Source organism: Desulfovibrio sp. (genome assembly GCF_018379785.1).
Taxonomy (GTDB): domain Bacteria; phylum Desulfobacterota; class Desulfovibrionia; order Desulfovibrionales; family Desulfovibrionaceae; genus Desulfovibrio.
The window spans coordinates 14,027-31,995 of the sequence record NZ_JAGZUV010000010.1 but is presented as its reverse complement, the minus strand read 5'-3'; the positions used below and the strand labels follow the sequence as shown (position 1 = coordinate 31,995).

17 protein-coding genes are annotated in these 17,969 nt (G+C 63.6%); 5 read left to right on the top strand and 12 right to left on the bottom strand.

Annotation, left to right across the window (positions count from 1 at the left end):
* Nucleotides 1-85: 85 nt before the first annotated feature.
* The 8 genes from KH208_RS03350 to alr all read right to left on the bottom strand — a co-directional run bounded on the left by KH208_RS03350 (nucleotide 86) and on the right by alr (nucleotide 7,191).
* A complete protein-coding gene (locus tag KH208_RS03350) occupies nucleotides 86-1,243 on the bottom strand; it encodes an iron-containing alcohol dehydrogenase (RefSeq protein ID WP_291433809.1) in 1,158 nt (385 codons plus the stop codon).
* 244 nt (nucleotides 1,244-1,487) lie between these two features.
* Nucleotides 1,488-1,754, bottom strand: a complete 267-nt coding sequence (locus KH208_RS03345; RefSeq protein ID WP_008683552.1) for an RNA-binding protein — start codon at nucleotides 1,752-1,754, stop codon at nucleotides 1,488-1,490.
* Between the two features lie 476 nt (nucleotides 1,755-2,230).
* Nucleotides 2,231-3,736, bottom strand: coding sequence for a replicative DNA helicase (gene dnaB, locus KH208_RS03340; RefSeq protein ID WP_291433808.1), 1,506 nt, complete (start codon nucleotides 3,734-3,736; stop codon nucleotides 2,231-2,233).
* Nucleotides 3,737-3,743: 7 nt separating this feature from the next.
* A complete protein-coding gene (gene rplI / locus KH208_RS03335; protein ID WP_291433806.1) occupies nucleotides 3,744-4,262 on the bottom strand; it encodes a 50S ribosomal protein L9 in 519 nt (172 codons plus the stop codon).
* A gap of 11 nt (nucleotides 4,263-4,273) precedes the next feature.
* Nucleotides 4,274-4,537 carry a 30S ribosomal protein S18 gene (rpsR, locus tag KH208_RS03330; RefSeq protein WP_008683560.1) on the bottom strand — a complete coding sequence of 88 codons (264 nt, stop codon included), beginning with the start codon at nucleotides 4,535-4,537 and terminating at the stop codon, nucleotides 4,274-4,276.
* Nucleotides 4,538-4,846, bottom strand: coding sequence for a 30S ribosomal protein S6 (gene rpsF, locus KH208_RS03325; protein ID WP_008683562.1), 309 nt, complete (start codon nucleotides 4,844-4,846; stop codon nucleotides 4,538-4,540). It lies immediately after the preceding gene.
* A 151-nt stretch (nucleotides 4,847-4,997) separates the two neighbouring features.
* Nucleotides 4,998-5,906: a hypothetical protein gene (locus KH208_RS03320; RefSeq protein ID WP_291433801.1), complete on the bottom strand. Its 909-nt coding sequence runs from the start codon at nucleotides 5,904-5,906 to the stop codon at nucleotides 4,998-5,000.
* 154 nt (nucleotides 5,907-6,060) lie between these two features.
* Nucleotides 6,061-7,191: an alanine racemase gene (gene alr, locus KH208_RS03315; protein ID WP_291433799.1), complete on the bottom strand. Its 1,131-nt coding sequence runs from the start codon at nucleotides 7,189-7,191 to the stop codon at nucleotides 6,061-6,063.
* Between the two features lie 619 nt (nucleotides 7,192-7,810).
* Between alr and tgt the strand changes: the two genes are divergently transcribed.
* Nucleotides 7,811-8,947 carry a tRNA guanosine(34) transglycosylase Tgt gene (tgt, locus tag KH208_RS03310; RefSeq protein ID WP_291433798.1) on the top strand — a complete coding sequence of 379 codons (1,137 nt, stop codon included), beginning with the start codon at nucleotides 7,811-7,813 and terminating at the stop codon, nucleotides 8,945-8,947.
* Between the two features lie 107 nt (nucleotides 8,948-9,054).
* Here tgt and KH208_RS03305 read toward each other — a convergent pair whose 3' ends face one another.
* From KH208_RS03305 to KH208_RS03295, 3 genes are read right to left on the bottom strand one after another with little or no spacing between them, the layout of a single operon-like run.
* Complete coding sequence (locus KH208_RS03305; RefSeq protein ID WP_291433796.1) at nucleotides 9,055-10,107, bottom strand: sulfite exporter TauE/SafE family protein; 1,053 nt, start codon at nucleotides 10,105-10,107, stop codon at nucleotides 9,055-9,057.
* A 22-nt stretch (nucleotides 10,108-10,129) separates the two neighbouring features.
* On the bottom strand, nucleotides 10,130-10,432 hold the full coding sequence (locus tag KH208_RS03300; RefSeq protein ID WP_291433794.1) for a hypothetical protein: 303 nt from the start codon (nucleotides 10,430-10,432) through the stop codon (nucleotides 10,130-10,132).
* 39 nt (nucleotides 10,433-10,471) lie between these two features.
* Nucleotides 10,472-10,969 carry a hypothetical protein gene (locus KH208_RS03295; RefSeq protein ID WP_291433792.1) on the bottom strand — a complete coding sequence of 166 codons (498 nt, stop codon included), beginning with the start codon at nucleotides 10,967-10,969 and terminating at the stop codon, nucleotides 10,472-10,474.
* Between the two features lie 461 nt (nucleotides 10,970-11,430).
* On the opposite strand from KH208_RS03295, the gene KH208_RS03290 reads away from it, so the two are divergent.
* Nucleotides 11,431-12,888: a HAMP domain-containing sensor histidine kinase gene (locus KH208_RS03290; RefSeq protein ID WP_291433880.1), complete on the top strand. Its 1,458-nt coding sequence runs from the start codon at nucleotides 11,431-11,433 to the stop codon at nucleotides 12,886-12,888.
* A 2-nt stretch (nucleotides 12,889-12,890) separates the two neighbouring features.
* On the top strand, nucleotides 12,891-14,252 hold the full coding sequence (locus KH208_RS03285; protein ID WP_291433790.1) for a sigma-54 dependent transcriptional regulator: 1,362 nt from the start codon (nucleotides 12,891-12,893) through the stop codon (nucleotides 14,250-14,252).
* Nucleotides 14,253-14,291: 39 nt separating this feature from the next.
* On the opposite strand, the gene KH208_RS03280 is transcribed toward KH208_RS03285, so the two are convergent.
* The gene (locus KH208_RS03280; RefSeq protein ID WP_009303936.1) at nucleotides 14,292-14,786 is read right to left on the bottom strand and encodes a VUT family protein; all 495 of its coding nucleotides are present in this window, start codon (nucleotides 14,784-14,786) and stop codon (nucleotides 14,292-14,294) included.
* Between the two features lie 366 nt (nucleotides 14,787-15,152).
* Here KH208_RS03280 and KH208_RS03275 point away from each other — a divergent pair, with 366 nt between their 5' ends.
* Complete coding sequence (locus KH208_RS03275; RefSeq protein WP_291433787.1) at nucleotides 15,153-16,673, top strand: diguanylate cyclase; 1,521 nt, start codon at nucleotides 15,153-15,155, stop codon at nucleotides 16,671-16,673.
* A gap of 372 nt (nucleotides 16,674-17,045) precedes the next feature.
* A complete protein-coding gene (gene era, locus KH208_RS03270) occupies nucleotides 17,046-17,969 on the top strand; it encodes a GTPase Era (protein ID WP_291433785.1) in 924 nt (307 codons plus the stop codon).

Sequence of the window (17,969 nt, the reverse complement as noted above, 5' to 3'; positions counted from 1 at the left end):
GCAGAATTTACGTCGCTCGGCAAGGCGGCTCGCCGGAGAAAAGCCCGCGGGCGGCCGGAATCTGTTTGTATTTCGTCCGTGGCCTTCACAGGGCTTCCTTATACAGCCGGGCGATGTCCCCGGGCGCGGCCTCGCGCGGATTGTTGGCCGGGCTGCCGCTGGCAAGGGCCTCCCGCACCATGATCCCGCACTGCGCGGCCAGTTCGGCCTCGCCAACGCGTTCACGCAGGCGCGGAATGCCCAGCGCCGCCGCCAGGCCGCGCAGCAGAGGCGGCAGCAGCCCGGCGGCGGCTGTGTCGTCAAGGCCCGCTGTTGCCGCACCCATAACCTGGGCCAGCCGGGCGTAGCGCCGCGGATTGCCGGAAAGGGAAAAGGCCGTGACCGTCTCCAGGAGCATGGCGTTGCTCAGGCCGTGCGGAATCCCGAATTTCGCGCCCAGGGGCCGGGCCATGCCGTGCACCAGGGCCACGGAGCTGTTGGCAAAGGCCAGACCCGCCTCCAGCGAGGCCAGCAGGCATTCGCGCCTGGCCTCGGCGTCGTCGGGCCGTTTCCAGGCCAGGGGCAGGAAGCGGGCCAGGCGCGCGGCGGCCCGCAGAGAGAGCGGCATGGTCATGTCCGTGGCTTTGCGGGACACATACGACTCAATGGCGTGGGTCAGGGCGTCCATGCCCGTGGCCGCCGTGAGAGCGGGCGGCATGCCGCGGGTCAGCAGGGGGTCGAGAACCGCGGCCGCCGGCACCAGGACGGCAGAGCCGATGAGCAGTTTTTCTTGCGTGGCGGCATCAATGATCACCGTGTTGCCGGAAACTTCGCTGCCTGAACCGGCGGTGGTGGGCAGGGCGAAAACCTGCGGTCCGGCTTTGGGGGATGCCCCCTTGCGGGCGTAATCCGCCGGGCTGCCGCCGTTGGCGTGCAGCAGGCTCACGGCCTTTGCCAGGTCCATGGGGCCGCCGCCCCCGCAGGCCACCAGGGCCGTGCAATTCTCGCGGCGGAACAGGGCCAGGGCGTCTTCCGCATGGCGGCTGGTGGGCTCGCCGCTGGTTTCGGCGTGGAGCGCGAAGGGCACGCCCGCCTCGCGCAGCGATCGCAGCACGGGTTCCACCGCGCCCGTGCGCAGCAGAACCGGCCCGGTAATCAGCAGAATTTTGCCGGAAATCCGGCTTTTGACCAGGGAGCCGATGCACGCGGCCTTGCCTTCGCCGAAGGCGAGCAGGCCGGGTGATTGAAAATCCCAAGAGTGCATTTGCTTTTTCCTCCGGAATTGCCTGCCGTGGCCGGCGCGGACGTGCCCGGAACCTTGCCGTGCAGGGCAAAGCCTGTCCGGCGAGCGGCAGGCCCGGTAACGGAAGGGCCGGGGCCTGCCACAGCAAACAGCAAGGCGCACTTCCGTGGTTCTGTGCCGTGAGAAGGCCGCGAGGCCGGGAAATGAAAAACGCCCCGGCGGACGAACCTGGCCGGGGCGTTTGCTGGAGACCCGTCGGAAAGCCCTAGTAACGGGGCTGACGCGGAGCTCTGGGTTTGGCTTCGTTGACGCGCAAGGTGCGGCCGCCAAAGCTGAAGTTATCCAGAGCTTCGATGGCGGCATCGGCTTCGCCGTCCTCCATCTCCACAAAACCGAAACCGCGGGCACGGCCGGTTTCCCTGTCGCTGACAAGTTTCACGGACAGGACGTTGCCGTATTCGGCAAAAAGATCCTGAACCTGTTCTTCATTGGCCGACCAGGGAAGGTTTCCGACATAAATGGACTTGGACATGAAACACCCTCTCAAAAAAAACAATCTTCCCGCGCATCCATCCAGCAAAACGTATTACCGGTACGCGGCCCTTGTGAAGACAAAAACATGCTTTGCGCTGCTTGTCAACGAAAGGGCATGAAAAAGTTGGTATTGCGCGTTTTTGCGCGTTTCGCGCGCCGGGGCTTTTGTCCGTAAAGGCCGGTAGCGCAAGCCTTCGCGCGAAATTTGGCGAAGCCTGGCGGAAAAATTGAGGAAAAGTCTAAAAGAGAGGGGAAAGGCCCGTATGGGGCTGTAGTACAGAGCAGCAAGACAAGCGCGGGCCGATATCGCAGTTTTCCTGTAGTGTTTGAGTGCTCAACTTACGTGTTTCGGCGCACTCTTGCCTCCTGACTTATTTCCACGGAAATCAGTCAGCTCCAGCCGTCCGGGCAACTGCGTTCGCGTTGCAGCCGATCGCGCGGTAGAACATTTAACGTATCAAATGCATTAGAGGATCAGCCCCGGCTTTCCGAGGGGGGCGGCGACCAGTCCGGCGCGATATCCTCAAACGAGGTATAGGGCGAGATGTACATGAGCTCCGCCACGCCCACCGGGCCGTTGCGCTGTTTGCCGATGATGATTTCCGCCACGCCCTGGGGCGGGCGCTCGGCGGGTTTCTGGAATTTGTAGACGTCGTCGCGGTAGACGAACATGATCACGTCCGCATCCTGTTCGATGGCCCCGGATTCACGCAGGTCCGAGAGCATGGGGCGTTTGTCGCCGCGTTCCTCCACCTTGCGGTTGAGCTGGGAGAGCGCCACTACCGGCACCTCCATTTCCTTGGCAAGGCCCTTGAGGGAGCGGGAAATGTCCGAAATTTCCAGTTCGCGCGAGTCCGTGCGGCGGCTGGTGCGCATGAGCTGGAGGTAGTCCACCACCACCAGGCCCAGGCCCTTTTCAGCCTTGAGACGGCGGGCGCGGGCGCGCAGTTCCAGGGTGGTCAGGGCGGGCGTGTCGTCGATGAAGATGGGCGCGCGGGCCACCACGTCGGCGGCGGTGTACAGGCGCTGCCAGTCGTCGTCGCTGAGCAGGGAGGGCCGCCGCAGCTTGGAGAGATCCACCTTGCCCCAGGCCGCCAGCATGCGCTGCATGAGCTGCTCCTTGCTCATTTCCAGCGAAAAGACGGCCACCGGCACGTTCTGGCGCACGGCCGCGTTGAGCGCCATGCACAGTGAAAAGGCCGTCTTGCCCATACTGGGGCGCGCGGCCACGATGATCAGGTCCGAGGCCTGGAGCCCGGCGGTGAGCTTGTCCAGACGCGTATAGCCCGTGGTCACGCCGGTGATCACGTCCTTGGCGTCGGCCAGCTTGGAAAGGTTTTCAAAAACCTTGTCCAGCAGATCCTTGGTGGGCGTGAAATCGCGGCCCGAGGTGCGCTGGGAGATGGAAAAGACCGCCTGCTCGGATTCGTCCAGCAGGGAGGCCACTTCGCGCGAGGCGTCGTAGCAGTTGCCGATGATGCCGGAACAGACTTCGATGAGCCCGCGTTGCAGGGCCTTGTCACGCACGATGGTGGCGTAATATTCGGCATTGGCCCCGGAAACCACGGCCTGGGCCAGATCGGCGAGATAGACCGCGCCCCCGGCGTCCTCCATCTCGTTGCGGCCTTTGAGATATTCGGCCGTGGAAATGAGATCAATGGGCGCGGACTTGCGGTAAAGTTCCAGAAAGGCGCGGAAAATAATGGTGTGGGCGGGCAGGTAAAAGTCTTCAGCGGTCAGCATGTCCACAATGCTGTGCATGAGCTGGGGCCGCAGCAACACGCCGCCCAGCACGGCCTGCTCGGCCTCGGCGCTGTGCGGGGGCACGCGACGCAGCAGATCGGCTTCCGCCGCCCGGGCGGCAGCGCCGGGCGAGGACGGGCCGCCGTGCCCGCCTTTGCCCTTTCCGCTAATGCCGGAAGACGAGCCGCCCCCGGCCTCGCGGCCGGGGGCGGTCATGCTGTCACGGGGAGAAGCCACGCCGCGCCTACTGGACGGCCTCGGCCTCTTCAACCAGAGTTTCGGAGGCGGTTTCCACAACGACTTCCTCTTCCTCGGGCTGGTGGTCGGAAATCACCTTCACCGGCACCACGGCGATGACGCTGGCGTGCAGGCGGATGCGCACCGGATGTTCGCCCAAGGTGCGGATCGGGGCGTCCATCAGGATGCGGCGGCGGTCCACATCCACACCCAGAGCGGCGAGAGCGTCGCCGATGATGGTGGAGGTCACCGAACCGTAAAGCTTGTCGTTTTCGCCCACATGCATGGGAATAATCACTTCCAGGGCTTCCAGGCGGGCCTGCACGCCCTGGGCGTCGGCACGCAGGGCATCCATGCGTGCCTGGAGCTTTTTACGCTCCTGTTCAAAGACTTTCAGATTGGCTTCACTGGCCACCATGGCCAAACCCTGCGGCAACAGAAAGTTGCGGCCGTAACCGGGCTTGACGTTGACCACATCGCCGAGATTGCCGAGATTTTCCACATCGGCGCGAAGTATCAGTTTCATGTGCGCCCCCCTTAGATCATGCTCTTTTTCTTGACGACGGAGTCGTGCGTGGCGGTGTAGATGAGCAGGGCCATCTGGCGGGCGCGTTTGATTTCGCGGGTCAGCAGGCGCTGGTGATGGGCGCAGGTGCCCGTGATGCGCCGGGCGATGATCTTGCCGCGCTCGGTGATGAAGTCGCGCAGGATGTCGGGGCGCTTGTAGTTCAGGGGCAGTTCCTTATCGGCGCAGAAACGGCAGAACTTGCGGCGCGGGGCAAATTTCTTTTTAAAGGCCATTTAGGCAACCTCCCCGGCCACTTCGTCGGCCAGCTTGACGGTCACGAATTTGAAGATGCCGTCGGTGATCCGGATATTGCGCTCCAGTTCGGCCACCAGCGCGGCCGGAGCGTCGTAGACCAGACGCACGTAATAGCCGCGCATCAGCTTGTGCACCGGATAGGCCAGATCACGCATGCCCCAGTGATCCACTTCCGTCATGACGCCCCCTTCGCGCTCGATAATCGCCACAAGGGCGTTCAGGATGCCCTCGCGGTTTTCGGCGGAAAGCTCCGGTGAAAGGAGCAGCAGGGTTTCGAATTTCCGCATGGTTGTTCTCCTTTTGGATTGGCAGCCCGCGCGCCCGGCGCGAGCAAGGAACACGCTGTATACAGGCGGCAAGGCGGGCTGTCAAGTCCGGCGGGCGGCGTACGGAAAGGCGGTGGAGGAGAGGGGGCGGTGCCGGGAAGGGGCCGCGGCGTCAGATCATCTGTTCGCCGCTTTTCTCCATCAGGATGCAGAAATCGTTATTGACCCAGTCCAGAATGGCGTGCACGCCCTCTTTGTCCACGGGTCGCCAGCGTTGGCTCAGCTCTTCTTCGGAGCATTCCCAGAGCTGCCTGAACTGGAGGCGCAGGGTCAGGCGGCGCAGAATGATGCTGTAGGCGCTTTCCACGCACTTGCAGACCGCCAGCACGCTGAAGTGCTTGTTGCCCGTCTTGTACAGGGAGACCAGCAGCATGACCTGCTTGCCGTCCATATTGTTGAATTCTTCAAGAAAATCAACTTGGTCCAGCTGCACTCTGGCGCCACCGGCGGAGATGTTGACCAGACGCAGCTGGGAGGGACAACCTTCGCGGTACATGAAATCCGGAGTGCCGAACTGAAGCTGATTTTCGGGGAGACGGCTGAAGGGCAGCCAGAGCCCGGCCGCCTTGACCATGCCGAGGCTGGGATAGACGCGTTCGTGTTTGCGCAACTCCCGCTGGATATACTGGGTGGGCATGCAGATGGAGATCTCGCAGGCCCTGGTTTCCTTGTTGATGTAATTGCTGATGATCCGGCTTTTGCACAAAAAACCGTAGCGGGCCGTGGACGAGGACAACTTGAGATCATTGACGATTACATTATAGGGCAGCTTGAAATAGATACTGCATTTTTCATTATTAAGAATATCGGGAAGAAAATTTTTACGGGATCTGAGCAGAATACGATTTTTTTTGACGGACTTGATGTAGCAGATCACATTTTCCAATTGTCGTTGCCGGTCCACGAAAAACAGGCTGACTCCCGCGTCGTGCTTGAACGCGGCGTGGATGACGGCATATGGGCGTGGCTGATGGGTTGCGGCTGTTTTGAAGAGATTTTTTATTGAGTCCCATATGGGCATTGCGTTCTTCCTCTTGCATGCGGCGTCCGTGCCCGAACCGGCCGACACTCCTTAATGGACGTGGGCCGTCATCAAAGAGACAATATGGACAGGCTGCCCCATTGTCAAACATCAGAGGGGATCTTCACGCCTTGTCGTCGATGCGGGGCAATGGTCAGCTGTAAACGCGAGGATTGGTGCTGCCCATCAGGCAGAGGATTTCATATGGAATGGTGTCCAGTTCGTCGGCCATTTCCTGGGCGCTGACCGGGCGCTGGCCCGGCGCGGTGGGGCCGCCCAGAATCCAGGCCGTATCGCCGGCCCGCACGTCCGGCAGGGAGGAAACGTCCGCCATCAGCATGCTCATGCAAACCCGTCCCACCTGCGGAACGCGGCGGCCGTTGATCAGCAGGTCGACGCGGTTGGAAAGGGCCCGGGCGAAGCCCGTGGCGTAGCCGGCGGCCACCACGGCCACGGTCATGGCCTGGGGCGCGGTAAAAATGCGCCCGTAGGAGACGCTTTGCCCGGTTTTGAGCCGCCGCACCCGCAAGACGGGCGAACTGACGCTCATAACCCATTCCAGACCCGTGCCGCGCGCCTCCCAGGCGGTGCCGGCAAAGGGGTTGCCGCCGTAAAGGGCCAGGCCGGGGCGGCAGGCCTCATAGCGGCTTTCGGGCAGGCCCAGAGCCCCCGCGGAATTGCCCAGGGAGCGGGCGAGATCCGGAAAGGCTTCGCGCAGGACGGCGCACATGCTCGCGAAGCGCTCAACCTGTGCCTGGGTATAGGCCGTCTCGTCGGGCATGTCGGCGCAGGCCAGGTGCGAAAGCGCCAGCACGGGCGCGAGGCGCGGAAAGCGGCGCAGACTTTCCAGGGCCGCGGGCAGTTCCTCGGCGGAAAAACCCAGGCGATTCATGCCGGTCTCACATTTGAGGGCCACCCGGAACGACCTGTCCGCCGGGCAGCAGGCCGCCGCTTTTTCGATGTCCTCAAAATCCGTGATCAGGGGGGTCAGATCATGGGCGGCGGCAGCCTGCCAATCCTCCCGGCTGATGGCTCCCATCAGCGGCACAATGACCTGGCCCAGCCCGGCCTCGCGCAATGCCACGCCTTCGCACACGGTGCCCACGGCGAAGCGCCGGGCCCCGGCCTCATCCAGAGCGCGGGCCACGGGCAGCAGACCGTGGCCGTAGGCGTCGGACTTGATGACCGGCATGATGGAGCCGGGTTCGCCCAGGCGCGCGAAGTTACGCCGCAGAGCGGCAAGGTCAATGTGGCAGCGGGACGGCGTAAAGGCACAGCAGCTCATGAAATGCTCCGGAACAGACAACTCTGCGAAGGCGATGGTCCAGAGAGACCGGGAGGGGCCCGCCCAAGTCGGGAAAGCCTCTAATGCCATGTGCCACTTGACACGTTGTGTTAAGCGGCAAGACGGCTTCGACGAAAACGCGGTTTTCAGCTTGCTCACGGCGGCTGGGCCGCCGCGGAATCCTACGGATTTCTGGTGGCTGATTTTTCAAATCAGACACCAGGGCTGAGCCTAGACAACTTTTAGAAAGGCAACATAGCAACATTGCCCGCGCGGCACAAGAAAAAGCGTGCCGCCTCGCGGCGTTGCGGCGGGAGGGCGGGGCAGAGGCCTGCCATCGCTGCATGGCGTGATGATCCAGCAAAAATAAACGACTTCCCTGGCAGCGCGCGGAACTCTTATTTTTACCGGATTCTCACGACACCAGCCAGCCGCCCGCGCTGCGCTTCGGCGGAGTAAAGGAGGCTTCGCTCAATGCTGCGGGGAGACTCCATGATTCGTATCAGGCCGTTACAATAACTTAATTATGTACACGTTGGCGGCTCCTAAGAGGAAGCCCGCCCGCGCCGGAGTCCGGCGGGCCTTGCAACGCGGCGCGCTTGCGGATAGGCTGCGCGCCATGTCTGAACCCGTTTTTACACTGCAACACACGGACGGCGCGGCCCGCGCCGGGCTGCTGCGCACGCCCCACGGCGTCATTCCCACGCCCGTCTTCATGCCCGTGGGCACAGTGGGCTCGGTCAAGGCCATTGCGCCCGACGATCTGGCGGCCATCGGCGCGCCCATCATTCTGGGCAATACCTATCATCTTTATCTGCGGCCCGGCGACGATCTGGTGGCCCGGCACGGCGGCCTGCACGGCTTCGCCTCCTGGCCTGGGGCCGTGCTTACGGACAGCGGCGGCTTTCAGGTCTTCAGCCTGAGCTCCCTGCGCAAAATCCGCGAAGAGGGCGTGGAGTTCCGTTCGCATCTGGACGGCTCGCGCCATTTGTTCACCCCGGAAAAAGTCATTTCCATCCAGCGCAATCTCAATTCCGACGTCATGATGGTGCTGGACGAATGTGTGCCCTACGGCGCGGATTACGCCTATACGGAAAGATCCCTGGCCCTGACCACGCGCTGGGCCGCGCGGGCCCGCGCGGCCTATCCGGCGGGCGCGGGCCCCAACCTGCTTTTCGGCATCACCCAGGGCGGCTTTTTCAAAGATCTGCGTCGCCGCTCGGTGGAGGATATCTGCGCACTGGATTTCGACGGCTTCGCCATCGGCGGCCTGTCCGTGGGCGAGGGCAAGGCAGAAATGTACGATCTGCTCTACCATACGGCCCCCCTGCTGCCGTCGCACAAGCCCCGCTACCTGATGGGCGTGGGCACGCCCCTGGACATCGCCCACGGCATCCATGCGGGCGTGGACATGTTCGACTGCGTGCTGCCCACGCGCAACGCCCGCAACGGCACGCTGTACACTTCGCTGGGCAAGGTGAACATCAAGCGCAAGGAATACGCCGAGGACGACGGCCCCCTGGATCCGGCCTGCGGCTGCTATACCTGCCGGACATTTTCGCGGGCCTATCTGCGCCATCTCTATGTGAGCAAGGAACTGCTCTCCTTCCGGCTCAATTCCCTGCACAACCTGACCTATTTTCTGAGTCTGGCGCGTGAGGCCCGGCAGGCCGTGCTGGAAAACCGCTTCGCGGCATTCCTGGCCGGGATAGAGTCCCTCTATCCCGAGGAGGCGGCCCGGGCCGCCGGAGTCTGAACCTGTTTTGCGGAAGACAGGAAACCGCCGGAATCCTCACGACAGGCAGTGAGAATTCCGGCGGTTTCGCGCGCGGAGGCTCCCCTCCGGAGGGAGGGGCGGCGCGCTCAGGCGGCCGGAGCCGCGGCCGTTCCGCGTCCCCGCCACATGGCGGCAAGGATCAGAGCCGCGCCGCTGAGCAATCCCAGGCACATGCAGATGAAGCTGGCGGTCTTCAGCCCGGTCTGGAGGCCGGGGGCCATGGTCAGAACATCCAGGCGCTCCAGATAGCACGGAATGGCTATGACCCGGCTGACCGCCACGATCAGCATGATGGTGCCCATGACAAGTTTGATCATGTTTTCCCGCACATAGGTGGTGCCGATAGCCCCCAGCTGCACGCCCAGCAGTGAGCCGCCCAAGATGATCAGCACCAGACGGATGTCGATCATGCCGTGCAGGGCCCAGTTGACGGAGCCGCAAAGACCCATGACAAAGGCGGTCACCAGTTCCGTGCCTGAGGCGATCAGGCCGGGCACGCCGAGCACATAGATCAGGCCGGGCACGCCGATGAAGCCGCCCACGGCGATGGTGGCCGCCAGCATGCCGGTGGCAAAGCCCACGGGCAGGGTGAACCAGAGGGAGATGCGCAGACCCGAGCGCCGGAAGGTAAGCATGGGCGGCAGATTGACGGCCTGGAGACGGCGGGCCAGAGCGGGCGTTCCGCCGCAGTCGCCGTCGCGCCGGTTGCAGCGCAGGGCGTCATACAGCACATAGCCGCCCACACTGAACAGCACCGCCACAAAGGCCAGGCTCACGTAGAGGTCCGAACCGGCCTGCCCCCAGCGTTCCAGGATATGCCGCTGGATGGCGATGCCGCACTGCACGCCCACCCCGGCCGAGGCGGCGATGACCAGCCCCATCTTGACGTCCACCTGCCCGTAGCGGAAGCGCTTCAGCGCGCCCACCAGGGCCTTGGGGAATTTATGGCACATATTGCTGGCCACGGCCACGGTGCCCGGCACACCCAGGCCCATCATGCCGGGAGTGAGAATGAAGGCTCCGCCCGAGCCGATGAAGCCGCTGACCAGGCCGCCGATAAAGCCGACAATGAAAAGAAAGCCCACGGTAACCAGATTCAGGTCGATGAATTTGGCGGAATCAAGCGCGAACAGGTCCATGATCTTCTCCCCGGTCCAAATGTCAGGCGTGCGCGGGAGTGCGCAGGGACAGAGCGGGTTCTTCCTCCTCGGGGCAGAGCGGTGCCGGAGCCGGGGTCGTATGCGCCGTCACGCCGAGCAGCCGCCAGAGGTTGGCCGCGAAGCTGCCGTGCACATAGGAAAAGAGCAGGGCGATGCCGATGGGGAGCGAGGCGCTGACGCCGCCCTGGGAACAGAAGGCGGCCAGAGCGTCCGCATAAAGGTAAAGCAGAACGTACAGGGCCGCGCTGGCGGCGCCGAAGAGCAGGGTTTTGCCGACGGTTGCGGCGTGTCCGGTGGTATGCATGATGCCCTCCTTTGGGGTATGGATGAAAGCGAAGCTGTTTCAGACCCTGACGCAATATACGGGTATGGAAAGCTGCCCGCGCAGGAGGATGCCGTCCCGCAGGGCGCAGATCACCATATCCACCCGGCCCATGTCCCGCACAACGTCGCTGACGGCGTCCATGCCGCCCGGCCGGATGTGGTGCCGGGCCGGAACGCCTTCGGCGGAAGCCCGACGCAGCCACGGCTCGGCGGCGGAATCCGCCCGCGAAATGAAGGCCTGGTCGGGCCGAGGGGTGAGGTTCAGCAGCACGAGGGCATCCCCGAGGCGCTGCGCCAGTCCCAGGGCGCTGGCGGCCAGTTCCCGGCTCCAGTGCTCATGCCTGGAAACGGCCAGCACCACTCTGGGATGACCGCTGCCGCGCGTGTACGCCTCGCGGGCCAGATCCGTTTCCCCGGCGTCCGCATAGGCCAGCGCCTCGCTCAGGTCGTCCATGCGCTCCCGCAGCCGGGCCATGCCTTTCAGGCTCAAGGGGGAAGGGATGTTTTTCACGCTCATGACAGTCATTCCGGGTTTGCAGTGTGGCGGGCCGCTGTATCGCCGCGCGTCTGTCTCCGGCATATCAAAGAGCGTGCCAGTCCGAATTTTTTGTATCAATTTGTTATTCCATGAGAAATTTTTCAGGGTCGGGCGGACGGCTTGGCGGTGGCGTTGCGGAATGTAACGCGGCGGGCGGGCTTGCTTCGGATAATGATTTGAAAATATTAACATATTTTATATGTTGAATATTGCAACGGCTGTTCCGGGGTGTAACGCCGTGGCGGCGGCCAGGGCGTGGAGCCATGCGCCCCGGTTTTCGGGACCACCGGATTTCGCGGCCTGGGGAACGGCCATCCCGGCCGTGCATCCCGGCGGTTTTGGCAGGATCGTTGCAAGTTGCATCCGGCGGGGGCACGGCGTTCGGCGCGGATGCGCCGTCCGACGACCCGGGCCGCACCGGCTCGCAGGGGGTATACGGCATGAAGGGCATGAAGCGGCGCTTGCGCTCATTCGGCAGAAGCATACGTCACAAGGTGCTGCTGGGCATTGTGCTTTCTCTGGTGGGCGTGGGGACGCTGGGGGCGGTTTCCTATTATTACCTGCGGCAGCTGGAGGAAACTCTGGCCCTGGCCGAAGGCGTGGACGACCTGCAGAGCGACGTGCTGGAAATCCGGCGCAGTGAAAAAAACTACCTGCTGTACGGCCTCGGCGCGGACAGGGTGGAAAGTCTGCGCTATGTGGACCAGGCCATCAGCCGTGCCCGTGGACTTTTGCGCAGGAAGCCGGGGGCGGAGCTGCCCGGCGGCACTCTGGGCTCCGGCCGGGCGCGGCTGACCGGGCTGCTCGTCCGGATGGAGGCCTACCGCGACGGTTTTCGGGCGCTCGGCTCTCCCCATGATCCGCGGGCAGAGAATGTGCGCATGCTGGGCAAGGAGCTGGTTGCCGATACCCAGTTGCTCGTGGGACGGCTGCGCGGGCATATTCTTGAGATCGTTTCCGCGCTGCGGCGGCAGCTGGTCTTCTCCACAGCCGCGCTGCTGGGTGTGGGGCTTTTCCTGGCCTGGCTGATGGGGCGGCGCATTCTGCACGCCCTGGGGCTGATCGAGAAGGCCACCACCAGGGTCGTGAAGGGCGATTTCTCCCCTCTGCCTCTGGAGGGGGCCGAGGCGGAAAGCCGCCATGTGCTGGAGGCGCTCAATCATATGATTTGTGAACTGGAGAGCCGCCAGAACCAGCTCGTGCAGGAAAAAAAGCTGGCTTCCCTGGGGGTGCTCACCGCAGGCATCGCCCATCAGCTGAACAATCCGCTGAACAATATTTTCACGTCCTGCCAGTTGCTGCGCGAGAGCGGCGCGCACGCCGGCGACGCCGGATTCCCGGAGGAAATGCTGCGCAACATCCATCAGGAGGTGCTTCGCGCCCGCGACATTGTGCGCGGTCTGCTGGATTTCGCGCGCCAGTCCGACTTCAGCCTGAAGCCCGTATCCCTGGCGGACGTGGTGGGGCGCGCCGTGGCCCTGGTGGCCGGTGAAACCCCGCCCGGCCTGCGCATCGACGTCGATGTGCCGCCCGATCTCGTGCTGCCCGCCGACGGCCGCCGTTTGCAGGAGGTCTGCATCAATCTGCTGCTCAATGCCATCCAGGCCGTCAGCCGCCTGCCCGGACGGATTTCCGTAACGGCCCGGCGCGACGAGCTCGCCGCCCAGGCCGTGCTGCGCGTGCGCGACAGCGGTGACGGCATCCCCGAGGCCGGCCTGGGGCGCATTTTCGATCCCTTTTTCACGCTCAAGGGCGTGGGCAAGGGCACGGGCCTGGGGCTTTCCGTGGCTTTCGGGATCATCCGCAGGCACGGCGGCACGATCAGCGTGGAAAGCAGGGAAGGCGAAGGCAGCTGTTTCACCGTCCGACTGCCGTTGGGCGCGCACAAGGGGGAATAAAGATGAACGGAGCCGCGGCGAAAATTCTGGTGGTGGACGACGAGGCCATTGCCCGCGCCAATCTTGCCCGCGTTCTGGCCCATGACGGGCATGAGACGGCCCAGGCCGGGGGCGGGAGCATTGCGCTGGAGATGCTGGAGCATGGGGAATACGATCTGGTCCTCACGGATCTGATCATGCCGGACATGGGCGGGCTGGAGCTGCTGGAGCGCGTCCGCGCGCGCTTTCCCGGCACTGAAGTGATCGTGGTCACCGGCTATCCCATGGTGGAAACCGCCGTGGAGGCCATGCGCAAGGGCGCATATCATTATCTGGCCAAGCCCTACCAGCTGGACGAGGCGCGCCTGCTCGTGGCCAGGGCGTTGGAAAAACGCCGTCTGTATCTGGAAGTGGCCCGGATGCGCTCCTTGCTGGAAAAGCGCGAGGGGCCGCTGCTGCTGGGCGATGCTCCGGTCATGCGCGAGCTCAAGCGGACCATCGCCCGGGTGGCCCCCTCGGACGCCTCGGTACTCATCCTGGGCGATACGGGCACGGGCAAGGAGCTGGCCGCCCGTTCCATCCACGCCCTGAGCCGCCGGGCCGGGGGACGTTTTCTGGCCGTGAACTGCGGGGCCTTGCAGGAAGAACTGCTGGAAAGCGAGCTCTTCGGTCACGAGCAGGGGGCCTTTTCCGGGGCTGTGCGCCGTAAACCGGGGCTTTTCGAGGCGGCTTGCGGCGGCACGCTCTTTCTGGACGAACTGGGGGAAATGTCGCCCGCCATGCAGGTCAAGCTGCTGCGCGCCCTGCAGGAACGCGTCATCCGCCGGGTGGGCGGCACGCGGGATATTGAGGTGGACGTGCGCGTGCTGGCCGCCACCAATCGCAATCTGCGGCTGGAAGTGTCCAGGGGAAATTTCCGCGAAGATCTCTACTATCGGCTGGCGGTGATCACCCTGCGCATGCCCGCCCTGGCGGAACGGCGGGAGGACATTCCCCTGCTGGCGCATTTTTTTCTGGAGACGGGCGCGCGGCGCGCGGGCCTGCCCGTGCCGGAGCTTTCGCCCCAGGCCCTGCGCGTTCTGGAAGACTATCTTTTTCCCGGCAATGTGCGGGAGCTGTGCAATCTCATGGAGCGGGCGGCGGTGCTCAGCGACGGGCAGCGGATCACCCCGGCGCACCTGCCGGAGGAACTCGGCGGGGAACTGCTGCCCGCTGCCGAAGCCGGGCCGGAGGCGGGAGAACGGCCGGAAAGCCTGGAGGAAAATGAAAAGCGGCATATCCTCCGGGTTCTGGACTATGCGGACGGCAACCGGACCAGAGCCGCACAGATTCTCGGCATCAACCGGGTTTCGCTCTGGCGCAAGCTCAGCCGTTACGGACTGTAGCCTCCGGGAAGGGAGACAGCGGGAAAGGCCGTGGGGGGATCAGGCGGCTTCGGCCCCGGCCTCGCGGCGTTCGCGGCGGCGCACCAGGAAAAAGACCAGGAAGGAACCGGCCAGCTTGGACAGGCTCATGATGCCGATGGACCAGGGCGTCGCCAGGCCGAGGAACAGCAGGAAGACCAGGCTGTCCAGGGGCGCGCCCAGCAGGCTTGAAATCAGGATGCGCTGGGAAAAAGGCTTGCGCGTGAAGGTGAACAGGGCCCAGTCGCCCAGTTCGCCGACGGCGAAGGCCACCGCGCTGGCCACCGCCAACTGGGGCGTGGCCATATACCAGCTCACCACGCAGCCCGCCAGCATGGCCCAGAGAATGTGATGCCCCACGCGGCGCTGGGCGAAATCGCGCACTACAAAGACAAAACCCACGATCAGCGACGCCGGCGGCCAGAGGTCGCCGTTGGGCAGCTGAACGAGCGGGGTCACGGCAAAAGCGTAATTAACGCCCACAATCAGAGCTATGTAGGTAAACAGCGAGAACATGGTGCGCAGCCTATGCGGAGCTCCGCGCGCCGTCAAGAGCGAGCGGCGCGTCATATGGACAAGGGACGGGGCAAGGAATACACTTAATGAGTGCGGAAAAACAGGGGCGTTACGTTGCCGCTGAGGGGAACGCGGCCTTTCCAGACCGGAATTCACCCCGTCCGGCAGCGGGTTTTGGTCGTTGCTGCGGCACGCTCCGTGGGGCCGTTTTCCGTATCCGACGCTGTCGCCGCTCTTTCCGCGAGACATGGCCGCCGGATCGCCGCAGGGCATCATAAAGAGGGCGTCGTCTTGGAAAGATTCAGCGCATGGTTGAGGGCACACGGTTGGACGCTGCTTGTTCTCCTGTTTCTGCCGCTTGCGGGCATGGCCCTTTTCCCTTTCGCGCATTCCTTGCTCAGTTCCGGCAAAACGCCGCCGGTCGCCATGAACGACGACGCCCAGCTCATTTTGTTTGTGACGGGGAGCTGCGGACTGCTGCTGATGGGCTTTCTTCTTCTGGCGCACAGCCGGAACCGGAATGCCAGGCTCCGCCAGGAAAGCATGGAGCGGAGCCTGGAATACCAAAAGCTGATCACTGAATCCACCAGGGGGCTGTACGAAAGCATCTATGAGGTGGATGTCACCCGCAACAGGGCGGACAGCGAGGAAACCCGGCACTATTTCGAGCAACTGGGCATCCCCGGCGACACACCTTTCGGCGAGGCTCTGCGGCATATCGCGGCCCGGCAGATCCGGGAGGAGGACCGCCGGGGCTATCTGGCCACCTTTTCTCCGGACAGGGTTCTGCGGGCCTACCACGAGGGCGTGCGCAGCCTGCGCTGTGAATTCATGATCTCCGAGGACGGCAAGAATTATTACTGGCTGCGCATCATAGCGCGCATCTTTGTTCTGCCCTTCGACCAGTCCGTGCGGATGATCGTCTACCGGCAGAATATCGACAAGGAGAAGCATCACTGGAAGGCATACCAGTATCAGCAGATACTTATGGAGGCCGCCAAGGGTCTGTATGAAAACATCTATGAGATGGATATGACCCACAATTGCGCCGCCAACGAGGAAACCCGCGCCTATTTCGAAAGCCTGGGATTGCCGGGTGATGCCCCCTACGAACGTTTTTTGCATCATGTGGCTGAAAAGCAGATCAAGGCCGAGCACCGGCAGCAGTATCTGGACGCCTTCTTGCCGGACAATGTGCTTGCGGCCCACGCCAACGGCACGGATAGCCGGGTCTGCGAAGTCATGCTTTCCACTGATGACGGCGAGGCGTATTACTGGTTGCGCATCACGGCCCGCATCTTTTTCTGGGATGAAGACAACTCCGTACGGATTTTTTCTTTCCGCCAGAACATCGACGAGGAAAAAAGGCGGGAAAGCCGGCTCTCCGCCCAGGCCCGGCTGGACCCGCTGACCGGCCTGTACAACAAGGCGGCCACGGAACAGCACATCAGCGAGACTCTGGCCGCATGCAAGACCGAAGACCGCCGCTTCGCCTTTTTCATTCTGGATATTGACGACTTCAAACGGGTCAATGACGATTTCGGACACGCCGTGGGCGATATGGTCATCCGCGAATTTGCCCTGGAATTGAAGCGGCAGTTCAGAGACACGGACATTGCGGGCCGTATCGGCGGCGACGAGTTTGCGGCCTTTCTGCCCGTGCCCGGCAGGGCCTGGGCGGAGCGGAAGGCATGCAAGCTGGGCGCGGCCCTGCGCAAGAGCTTTATGTCGGAGACCTACGCCTTCAGTATTACCGCCAGCATCGGCATCGCCTTGGCTCCGAGGGACGGCAAGAACTTCGCCGCCTTGTACAGAAACGCCGATGCCGCCCTGTATCAGGCCAAAAAGCGGGGCAAAAACGGTTTCACCGTTTACGCCGGAGCCTGAACAGCCCCTCGCCGCCGCGCTCCCGGCCTTGACCCCGGCCGTGGGATATGGGAGATGAAGCGCATATGGAAGGCGTGCCGGGCTTGTCCGCGTCCGTCTCCTTGCCGTGCCGGTCATATGCCGGGCGGCGTCTTTCTCAGAGCAAAGTAATTTTCAAAATTACTTTGCTCCGGCGGCTGCGAAAGCGGACGCCCGCGCCTGAAACCAAGGCGGGACCGCGTTCCCGCCGCAAGCTGAGGGCAGCGTCAACTTTGAGAATGTCAATTCTCAAAGTCAATCTGCTCTGGTCTGTTTGCGCGCCGCTTCGCGTCGGCGCGACCACGATATCTAACGGCGGCCCCGCGCGGTCCGCGACCCGCCGGGGAGAAGATAATGACGGATCATACCTATCGTTGCGGCTGGGTGGCGCTCATGGGCCCGCCCAATGCCGGAAAATCCACGCTGTTGAACGCTCTGCTGGGCCAGAAAGTGACCATCGTCACGCCCAAACCCCAGACTACGCGCAATCAGATTGTGGGCATTCTCACCGACGAGGCGGCCCAGGTCATCTTCATGGATACGCCGGGCCTGACCCAGGTGCGCGGCCGCCTGAGCAAAACCATGATCCAGGCGGTCTGGCAGAGCCTCGGCCAGGCGGACGTGATCATGCCCATCCTGGACTCCCACCTCTACATCCGGCACCCGGAATTTCTGGACCGGGATCTGGCCCCGGTGGCCGAAGCCCTGGCCAGCGACGAGCGGCCCATGATCGTGGTGGCCAACAAGGTGGACCTGTTCAGCGACAAAAGCCGGATGCTGCCCCTGCTGACCCGCCTGCATGAAATGTGGCCCAGGGCCGAAATCTTCCCGACTTCGGCCCTGCACAAGGACGGCCTGCCGGAACTGAGGGCCCTGATCCGCTCCAAGCTGCCCGAGGGGCCAGCGCAGTTCCCCGAGGACCAGATTTCCACCGCCTCCCTGCGTTTCATGGCCGCCGAGATCATCCGCGAAAAACTCTTTCTGCATTTGCGCCAGGAAGTGCCCTATGCCGTGGCCGTGGACGTGGAAAGCTGGGAAGAGGACGAAGCGCGCGGCCAGACCGTGATCCACGCCGTGATTTACGTGGCCCGCCCCATGCACAAGGCCATGGTCATCGGGCGGGCGGGCGCCGCCATCAAGCAGATCGGCAGCGAGGCCCGCAAGGACATTCAGGAACTGGTGGGCGGCAAGGTGCACCTGGAACTCTGGGTCAAGGTGCGCGAGCACTGGACGGAAGATCCGTCCTTTCTGCGCGACCTGGGCCTTATGGCGGAGTAG